General features: G+C 67.6%; 9 protein-coding genes. 6 read left to right on the forward strand and 3 right to left on the reverse strand.

Translation table 11 applies throughout. The features are described 5' to 3' along the window. Positions 1-50 precede the first annotated feature (50 nt). Complete coding sequence (locus NS1_RS30255; protein ID WP_062989991.1) at positions 51-1,841, forward strand: penicillin-binding transpeptidase domain-containing protein; 1,791 nt, start codon at positions 51-53, stop codon at positions 1,839-1,841. Here NS1_RS30255 and NS1_RS30260 read toward each other — a convergent pair. After that, positions 1,835-2,029, reverse strand: coding sequence for a hypothetical protein (locus NS1_RS30260; RefSeq protein WP_056811746.1), 195 nt, complete (start codon positions 2,027-2,029; stop codon positions 1,835-1,837). The genes NS1_RS30255 and NS1_RS30260 overlap by 7 nt on opposite strands. A 265-nt stretch (positions 2,030-2,294) precedes the next feature. Then, positions 2,295-2,792, reverse strand: a complete 498-nt coding sequence (locus NS1_RS30265; RefSeq protein WP_056811743.1) for a peroxynitrite isomerase — start codon at positions 2,790-2,792, stop codon at positions 2,295-2,297. Between the two features lie 116 nt (positions 2,793-2,908). Between NS1_RS30265 and NS1_RS30270 the strand changes: the two genes are divergently transcribed. The 5 genes from NS1_RS30270 to NS1_RS30290 all read left to right on the forward strand — a co-directional run bounded on the left by NS1_RS30270 (position 2,909) and on the right by NS1_RS30290 (position 7,787). Continuing rightward, entirely contained in the window at positions 2,909-4,255 is a 1,347-nt protein-coding gene (locus NS1_RS30270) for a TIGR03118 family protein (RefSeq protein WP_255284755.1), read from the forward strand. Between the two features lie 281 nt (positions 4,256-4,536). After that, a complete protein-coding gene (locus NS1_RS30275; RefSeq protein ID WP_062989995.1) occupies positions 4,537-4,980 on the forward strand; it encodes a hypothetical protein in 444 nt (147 codons plus the stop codon). A gap of 226 nt (positions 4,981-5,206) precedes the next feature. After that, positions 5,207-6,115, forward strand: coding sequence for a thioesterase domain-containing protein (locus NS1_RS30280; protein WP_062989997.1), 909 nt, complete (start codon positions 5,207-5,209; stop codon positions 6,113-6,115). Beyond that, positions 6,109-6,981 (forward strand): ABC transporter permease, encoded by an 873-nt coding sequence (locus NS1_RS30285; protein WP_084504658.1) that lies wholly within the window; start codon positions 6,109-6,111, stop codon positions 6,979-6,981. Before NS1_RS30280 ends, NS1_RS30285 begins: the two co-directional genes overlap by 7 nt. Then, positions 6,978-7,787 carry an ABC transporter permease gene (locus tag NS1_RS30290; RefSeq protein ID WP_062989999.1) on the forward strand — a complete coding sequence of 270 codons (810 nt, stop codon included), beginning with the start codon at positions 6,978-6,980 and terminating at the stop codon, positions 7,785-7,787. Before NS1_RS30285 ends, NS1_RS30290 begins: the two co-directional genes overlap by 4 nt. Here the strand turns inward: NS1_RS30290 and NS1_RS30295 are convergent. Further along, positions 7,781-8,592, reverse strand: an 812-nt coding sequence (locus NS1_RS30295; RefSeq protein WP_062990001.1) for a helix-turn-helix domain-containing protein, incomplete at its 5' end; no start/stop codon positions are given. The two genes, NS1_RS30290 and NS1_RS30295, sit on opposite strands and share 7 nt — an antisense overlap.

Genomic DNA, 8,592 nt, shown 5'->3' on the forward strand with positions numbered 1-8,592 from the left:
GGCGCGTGGCGTCGAGGTCAGCGGGCTCTTCGCCGCTACCATCGGTGCCGATGAGGACACGGATGCTCACCACGTTCGCGGTGGCCGCCCTCGCCGTTGCGGCGACCGCCTGTTCTTCCGGCGCCCAGGGGCCGGTGCCCGCTGCCGACGCCTTCGCCGCGGCGTTCGCCGAACACGATCTCGCCGCAGCGGCGGCGCTCACCACCGCGCCCGAGAAGGCCACGGCGGCACTGACTTCGACATGGCAGGCGCTGCAGGCGGAGAAGTTGTCGATCCGCACCGGCGACGCGCGCGTCAACGGTGACACCGCGACGGTCGACTACACCTACGAGTGGACTCTGCCCAAAGGTCGCCAGTGGACCTATTCCGGCGAACTGCAGATGGGCCGCAGCGACGGACGTTGGCTGGTCCGCTGGAGTTCCGCCGACATCCACCCCAAACTCGGTGACACCCAGAGCATGGAATTGCGCACCCGCCCCGCGCCGCGTGCCAGGGTCAACGAGGCGGCAGGCAGCGACGTGCTGGTTCCCGGCAAGGTCTCCCGCGTGAAGTTCACCGTGGCCGACGCCCCCGACCCCAGTCGTGTCGCCGGTGCGCTCGCCGCGGCGCTGAGCGGCATCGACCCGGTCGCCTACACCCCGCAGACCATCCTCACCTCGGCGCGCAGGACCGACGGTGCGCACACCGTGGTGCTGCTCAACGAATACGAGGCCGAGACCATCGGCGGCGAACTGATCGGCCTGCCCGGCGTCACCCTGACCCAGGAGTGGGACATGGTGCCCACCGACCGCAAGTTCGCGCCCGACCTGCTCACCCAGGTCCGCAAGACGGTGATCGCCGAGGTCGACGGGAAGGCGGGCTGGAGCGTGGTCACCCGCAATGCCGACGGCGCCGATCTCGATGTGCTGCACGAGGAAGCGGCCGAACCAGCACCGTCGTTCGCGCTGAGCATCGACCGGTTCGTGCAGAACTCCGCCCAGCACGCCGTGGACCTGCGCACCGAGCAGACCATGATGGTGGTGCTGCGCCCGTCTACGGGCGCGATCCTCGCGGTGGCCCAGAACAAGGCCGCCGACCGCGACGGTCCGGTGGCCACCAGCGGACAGTATCCACCGGGGTCGATCTTCAAGACGGTCACTGCCTCGGCGGCGATGGCTTCCGGGCTGGCCACGCCCGAGACCGTGCTGCCCTGTCCGAGCAGCACCATCATCGGTGAACGGACCATCCCCAACTACAACATGTTCTCCGTCGGTGACGTGCCGATGGCGACGGCCTACGAGCGGTCGTGCAACACGACTTTCGCCAGGCTGGCCAGCAAACTCGAACCCGACGCGCTCACGCAGGCGGCGGCACGCCTCGGCGTCGGCCAGGACTATCGGGTCGAAGGACTGCCGACCATGTCCGGTTCGGTACCGAAAGCGGACGGGCTCGTGCAGCGCGCCGAGGACGGCATCGGACAGGGGCGAGTGGTGGTGAGCCCCTTCGGGATGGCGGTGATGGCCGCGACTGTCGCCCACGGGGCCGCACCGGTGCCGTATCTGATCACGGGCAGGCCGACCGAGGTCACCGGTGATCGGCCCGCGATCGCGCCGGAGGTGGTCGAGGGGCTGCGTTCGATGATGCGCATGGTGGTCACCGGCGGCACCGCCGAACGCATCAGGGATCAGGGCGAGGTCTACGGCAAAACCGGCGAAGCCGAAGTCGACGGTGGATCACACTCGTGGTTCATCGGCTATCGCGGGGATATCGCTTTCGCGACACTGTTGGTCAAGGGCGGCAGTTCCGACAACGCGGTCGCCGTCACCCGCGACATGTTCGCCGCACTGCCCGCCGGCTACTGAGTCGTCAGGCCCCGCACTACTGCGAGCGACGTGCTTTCGGCGTGCGATAACGCCGTGTCGTGCAGCACGTTGTAGCTGACAACGGGCTCGGGCGCGGCCCCCATGGCCGCGCTGTCGAGGACATCGATGGCGGCCGCGCCGCCGAGGATCATCCCCGCAGTGGTCAAGATCAGAGTGGAACGCCTCATAATTCGTCTCCCACATTCAGGGTTTCGACGTGTTCGCGGTGCAGCCGTTCGATTGTCTGAGGATTAGCTGATAGACCACCGTAGAACGGCCGTTACTTCGGCAACAGGCGACGTCAGCAAGCGACACACAATTGTTGCCCTATGTGCGGGCGTGTTCGAACACAACCGCTACCGAGCCGTGATGAAAAGGTGAATTATCGGTTTCGGTTGCGCAAAGGCACTGTTCAGAGGTTGTGTACGGGTAACTTCCCGAATTGCACGCGACTCAGCCGCGTTGCAGAGTCGCCGCTAAGTGATGCTGCAAAGATTCGCCGACCGCCGCCATCCGCACCGTGTACTCGATGGTGTCGCCGGTGACATGGAATGAGCGGCCCACCGCGGTAACCGGTTTCGCCGATTCGCTCAGGCCGATATTCGTGGAGTTCAATTCCAGACGAATTCCGTCAACCGTTTCGGTGATCGTGCCTTCGCAGATCTCGGTGATTCCGGTCGGATGGGCGAGTATGAGCTCGACCCGGCCGGGCGCCGGACTGCGCAGGTAGCCGGTCTCGGCGTGCAGCGGCCTGCCGTCGGAGCCGGCCTTGGTCCGCTGCTGGTAGGTGAGGAACGGTTTGCCCAGGTGCCCGAAGGTGATCTCCTCGACGTAGTCGAAGGATTCGATGGTCGGGTATTCGCCTCTGCCCCGACCGCGCCAGGTACCGAGTAGTGGTGCCAGGGCGGCGATGTCGGGATGCGGGGCGATGTTGGGGGAAGGTTCGACCACGGCCGACAGCGTAGCCCTGCGCTTCCTGCCACGGTCACGGCACACCACCGCATCACCCACGATAAGGTCAGCCTCGCCTGAACGCCGTCCGGCGGAAGGTCGAAAGGAAAAAGATCGTGAACGGACATGTGAGGGGCGCCCGCGGGGTGCGGTCCGGGCTGGTGCGCGGCGCGGTACTCGGTGCGGCAGTGTTGCTCGCCGCGGCGTGCTCGAACACCGAGCCCTCGACCGACGACGTGGCCGCAGTGGACGGCAACCGCTACAGCCAGACCAACCTGGCCGCCGACAAGGACTCCTATCACGCCCAGTTCACGCTGCCCGGCATGGTCAATGCCTGGGGCCTGGCCGATCGGCCCAAGGGTGCGGGCGGGCATTTCTGGGTCGGCGCGGGCGGCAAGTCGTTCCAGTTCCTCGGCGATGTGCAGTCCTCCTCGGATCCCAAGTTGCAGAAGCTGACCCAGGACCAGCTCAAGCTCGTCGGCATCCCCGGCGCCGATGCCGACACCTCCGACAAGAGCATCGGCAAGGCCACCGGGGTCGTGTTCAACCCGGCGCCGATCACCTCGGATCTGTTCGTGGTGCGCGACCAGTGGGTCGATGTGGACGGTATGCCGATCCCGCTCGGTGGTTCCGCGCGCTTCATCTCCGCCACCGACTCGGGCAAGATCTCAGCGTGGACCGAGCAGGCCCCCGACGGCGCGATCGTGCGGCGTGACGGCGGCGCGAACCAGGTGTTCGACGGTTCCGCGCAGGGCATGGCCTTCTTCGGTATCGCGCTGGCGCCCTCGGGTGACAAGCTGCTGGCCGCCGATTTCGGCGCCGACCCGCAGGTCCGCACCTTCGACAAGAACTGGCAGCCGGTCGCGGCCACCGGTTTCGCCAACCCGTTCGCCACCGGTGAGGTGATCGACGCCTCCTCGCCCGAGAAGGGCAAGAAGGCCGTGCCCGGTGACCCGGCGCCGTTCAACATCACCACCCTCGGTAGTCGAGTGTTCGTCTCCTACGCCATGACTCGGCCCGACGGGGACGACCCGAAGGTCTTCGACAAGGCCGAAGAAGCCTCGCTCGACGCCGACAAGGACAAGGACTCCCACGGCAAGCCCGACAAGGGCAAGGTCGCCGAGTTCGACAGCACGGGCAAGCTGGTGCGCATCATCGATGACGGCGGCAGGCTCAACGCGCCGTGGGGCGTGGCGATCGCGCCGTCGAACTTCGGGGCACTCTCGGGCAAGCTGCTGATCGGCAACTCCGGTGGCCTCGGCCGCGTCCTCGCCTACGACGACACCACCGGCACCTTCGTCGACTACCTGCGCGACGGTGAGGCGAAGCCGGTGGAGATCGCGGGCCTGTGGGCGCTGAAGTTCGGCAACGGTGAAAGCCTGGGCGACGCGAACGCCCTGTACTTCACCGCAGGCCCCAGAGACGAGAAGGACGGCCTCTTCGGCAGCCTCCGCCTGCAGTAGCTGGTACCCGGCGCGCCGCCCATGTGGCTGCGAGATCAGTGCGGACGGACAAGGGAGGCGCACCGGACAATGTGAGTGTCCGGAGGAAAACGTCTCGCGCCGACGGCGTTGTCGGGGACAGTTGTGGCGGAATAGTTGCCGGGTGTGCGCGATTCGCGCGGGCTCGCCGTGCTCCACCCGCACGCTATGGCATCCCCGCCGGGGTGTCGTGCCCGAGTCGGAGGTGTGCCAGATGAATGTTTCACGCGTTGACGTCGTCGGCTCGGCGGGGGAGCGGTGAAATGCGCCATTCGGGACGAGGGGCGATGCTGCCGGGCCGGGACGTCCTCCTGGCGGCCTTCCGCGGTTTGCCACATGATGACCACCCCATCCTCGACGCCGCGGGTGAGCTCGCGCTGCTGCACCAGTTGCGCGAGCGAACCCCGCTGAGCGAGTCCGAGCGCATCGACCGCCGCCGCGCCCAGTTGATGCGGGCGATCGACCGCTGGGTCATCCTGGCCGCTCCCGTGCCGCCCGCCGCGGCCGACGAGCACCCCGAAACCCTCGGCTATCTGGTCGACCGCCTCGCCAAACACTGCTTCCTGACTTTCGTCGCCTTGGCAGGTGCCCCCGAATCGGTCTTCTACGACGAGTGGGTCCGCCTCGACGACCTAGCCGACAGCTACGAACGACTGATCGAGGACCTGTGGGCCGGTGTCCGCAGCCTGCCTGTGACTACCTACTGATCCCCACGGCCTCCGCAGCTCGACACCCTTGGGTGGTTTCACCGCCACCTGGGTGGGCGTGACCGGGCCCCTGGGTTGGTTGGGGTCGGGGCCTTCCTGCGCGACAGTGGAACTCAGACCATCTGTCGTCGGGTCGGTGAAGGAGGTTCAGATGCGCGTTCGGTCAGGTGTCGATGCCCCTGAAAGTGTCGGGATACTGGGGTTTTCGCACGACATATCATTTGTTGTGAGCACTCGCGATGATCCGGCTGCTCCGCCCTGCCGGTGGACGGCCGATCGGCCCGATTCCTGTTCGGCGGAACCCGCCCTCGACGGGCGCGCCGAGTCGGCGACGGCCCTCGTGCTGCCGATCCGCCCGCGCACCGCATCCGTCGACGGCGCGCCACTGTTCTGCCTGGCAGGTGAAGCGGTTCTGGCCTGGAACTATGTGGACCTCGTCGCCCACCTCGACGCCCGCGTCCCGATCTACGGCCTGCAGGCGAGCACCGAGCCGCGCACCATCCGCGAATACGCCACCCGCTACCTCGCCGAGATCCGCCGCATCGCTCCGCACGGCCCGTACCAGCTTCTCGGTTGGTCCGCAGGCGGTTTCGTAGCCCACGAAGTCGCTGTCCGACTCCGCGCGGCGGGCGAACACGTCCGCGTCGTCCTGCTCGCCACCGACCCCGCGGCCCCCGCACCCGCGTCGCTGTCCGCCGACCGATTCGCTGCCCAGTTCGGCGCCGATATCGATATCCCAGCTCTCGACCCACCTGCCGCCTCGGGCGCGAGAACCTCGACCCCTGACGCAGCCGCCGCGGCGATCAATGCCGCCACGGCGGGAACGCTCGACCTCACCGGTACCGACCTCGACCACATCACCGACGTGAGCCTCGCGGCCACGGGCATGGTGACCGGCCACCGACCCTCGTGGCTGCCTGGTGACCTCACCGTATGCGTTGCGGGCCGCGGACCCGACGGCGCCGACCGCCTCGACCCCGGTGCCACGGTTCGCCATTGGCGCCCCTACGTGGAGGGCGCGATCACCGGCTACGTCCTCGACGCGACCCCTGACGAACTCACCGCACCCGACCTTCTGCCCGAGATCGCCCGGATTCTGGCGACTACCCCGACCTCGGCGCGCACGACATGCTGACCGAGTTCCCCGGCACCACAGGCCACATCGACCACGATGGGGACGTGCAGACCACCGACGAGCCTGTTGCCGACCGATCGCCGTCGGTGGCGCTCACCCAGTGGTGGGTGCTCGCGCGCCGGTTGATCCGCCCGGCCTGGCGCACCGGCGAGATCTTCACCGCCCTGCTCGCTCCCGCGGTGTTCACCATCGGCTTCTACGTCCCGCTCAACCTCGTGATGACCGTCTACGGGCACGGACTGAGCAGCTACGCCCAGTTCCTGATGCCGATGATCATCATGCAGGCGGTCTCGTTCTGCGCCATCGCCGCCGCGTTCCGTTCCGCCACCGATGCCCGCGAGGGCCTCGACATCCGTTTCGCCACCATGCCGATGCCGCGCGGGGTCCCCTTCGCCGCCAGGATCACCGCGGCCGCCCATCGCGCGGTGATCGCGGTCGGCGCCGCGCTCGTCTGCGGCGCCGTCATAGGCTTCCGCTTCTACGGAAGCTGGTGGCACACCGCTGGGTTCATCGCCTTCTCCCTGCTGATCGCGACCGCCCTGTGCTGCGGCGCCGACCTGCTCGGCAGCATGTCCGCCAGCCCTGAGGCCACCACCCAGATCCTGGTACTGCCCCAGCTGATCTTCGGCATGGTGTCCACCGGATTCGCGCCGGCCAGTCAGTTTCCCAGCTGGCTCCAGGGTTTCGTTCGCAACCAGCCCGTTTCCCAGTTCGTCGACGGCCTACGCGCGCTGGCGGGCGATTCGACCGGCAACGCGGGCGCGGTCGACATCGCGACGCTCGGCCCCGGCCTGGCTTGGGCGATCGGCATCCTGGTGGTCTGCGGCGGCCTGGCCTGGCGACACGCCGCGCGGCGGGTGGCATGACAGTCATCGCGCTCCCCACGGTCACCCGTCGCACCGAGTCGCTGCGGATGCTGCTGCCGCAGAGCATGATCCAGACCAAGCGACTGCTGACGCGCTGGGCCAGGGACCCGTTGACCATGATGCAGGCCTTGTTCTTCCCCGCGCTGCTGCTGGTGATGCTCAATGCCGTGCTGGGCAAACAGGTCTCGTCCTTCGCCGGGGCCGACGCCCTCTACGGCTCGGTTCCGATGGTCTCGTTGGTCGGCGTGATGTCGGGCTCCCTGGCCGGAGCCGTCACCCTCGGCCGCGAGCGCGATGTCGGACTGCTGTCGCGATTCTGGGTCCTGCCGGTCCACCGCGCCTCGGGCCTGCTGTCGCGAATCGTCGCCGAAAGCGTGCGAATCCTGCTGTGCACCTTGGTGATCTTCGCCGTCGGCGTCGCACTCGGATTCCGCTTCACCCAGGGTCCGCTCGCGGCGATCGCGCTGTTCACCATTCCAGTGCTGTACGGCCTCGGTTTCGCGACCATGGTCACCGCACTGGCCGTGTACACCGCGAAAGCCGCGCTGGTGGAGGTCGTCTCGCTGGGTTCGTCGATGCTGATGTTCTTCAGTACCGGGTTCGTCCCGCTCGCCGCCTACCCCGGCTGGGCGCGCCCGATCGTGGAGCACAACCCACTCACCCACGCCATCGACACCATGCGTGGACTCTCGCTCGGCGGTCCGGTGCGCGGCCCACTGCTGGCCACGCTGGCCTGGTCGCTCGGCGCGATCGTGGTTTTCGCCCTACCGGCCGCGATCGGGTTCCGCAGGGCCAGTCGTCACTGAGCGGTCGGGGACCGGGTGATCGCGTCGCGCGCTTCGGTGATCAGCTTCGCCGAGTCGCGAGGGCTCAGCGCCATCGCCCGCAGCTGATCGAAGATCACGCCGAACCGGCGGATCTCGGAGTGTCCCTCGACCAGGTCGTGCACCGACATGCTCTCCACGTACACCAGTTCGGGGTCGACCGGGTTGCGGAAGTCGAGCAGGGTGAACGAGCCGGCCATGCCGGGATGCGCTCCCGCGTCGAACGGAAGTACCTGCAGGATCACGTTCTTGCGCTTGGTCTCGTCGAGCAGCCGGTCGAGCTGACCTGCCATGGTCGCGGGCCCGCCGACCACCCTGCGGATCGCCGCCTCGTCCATCACCACCCACAATTCCAGCGGGTCGTCCTTGGTCAGGTTGGTGGCGCGATCCATGCGCGCCTGCGCCCTGCTCTCCATCACCGAGGCGTCGAGGCGCGGCATGGAGGTGTCGATGACCGCGGCCGCGTACTCGAAGGTCTGCAGCAGGCCGGGCACCGTCGAAGTCTGGTACTGCCTGGCCGACAATGCTTCCGCCTCGAAGTTGATGTAATTCGCATACACCTCCGACACCGCGCCTTCGTAAGGACGCGACATGCCGGGTTTCAACGCGTCGGTCAGCAGGCTGAGTGCTTCCTCGCGCATTTTGTCGTCGACCTGATACAGGTCGAGCATGGCGCCGAGAGTGCGGCGTTGCGGGCGCGCCTGAGCCATTTCGATCCGGTACAGCGTGGTGACATTGATACCGGTTCGCGCGCTGACGTCTTCCTTGCTCAGCTGAGCGCTTTCCC

It is taken from the genome of Nocardia salmonicida NBRC 13393, assembly GCF_001613085.1.
Lineage (GTDB): Bacteria > Actinomycetota > Actinomycetes > Mycobacteriales > Mycobacteriaceae > Nocardia > Nocardia salmonicida.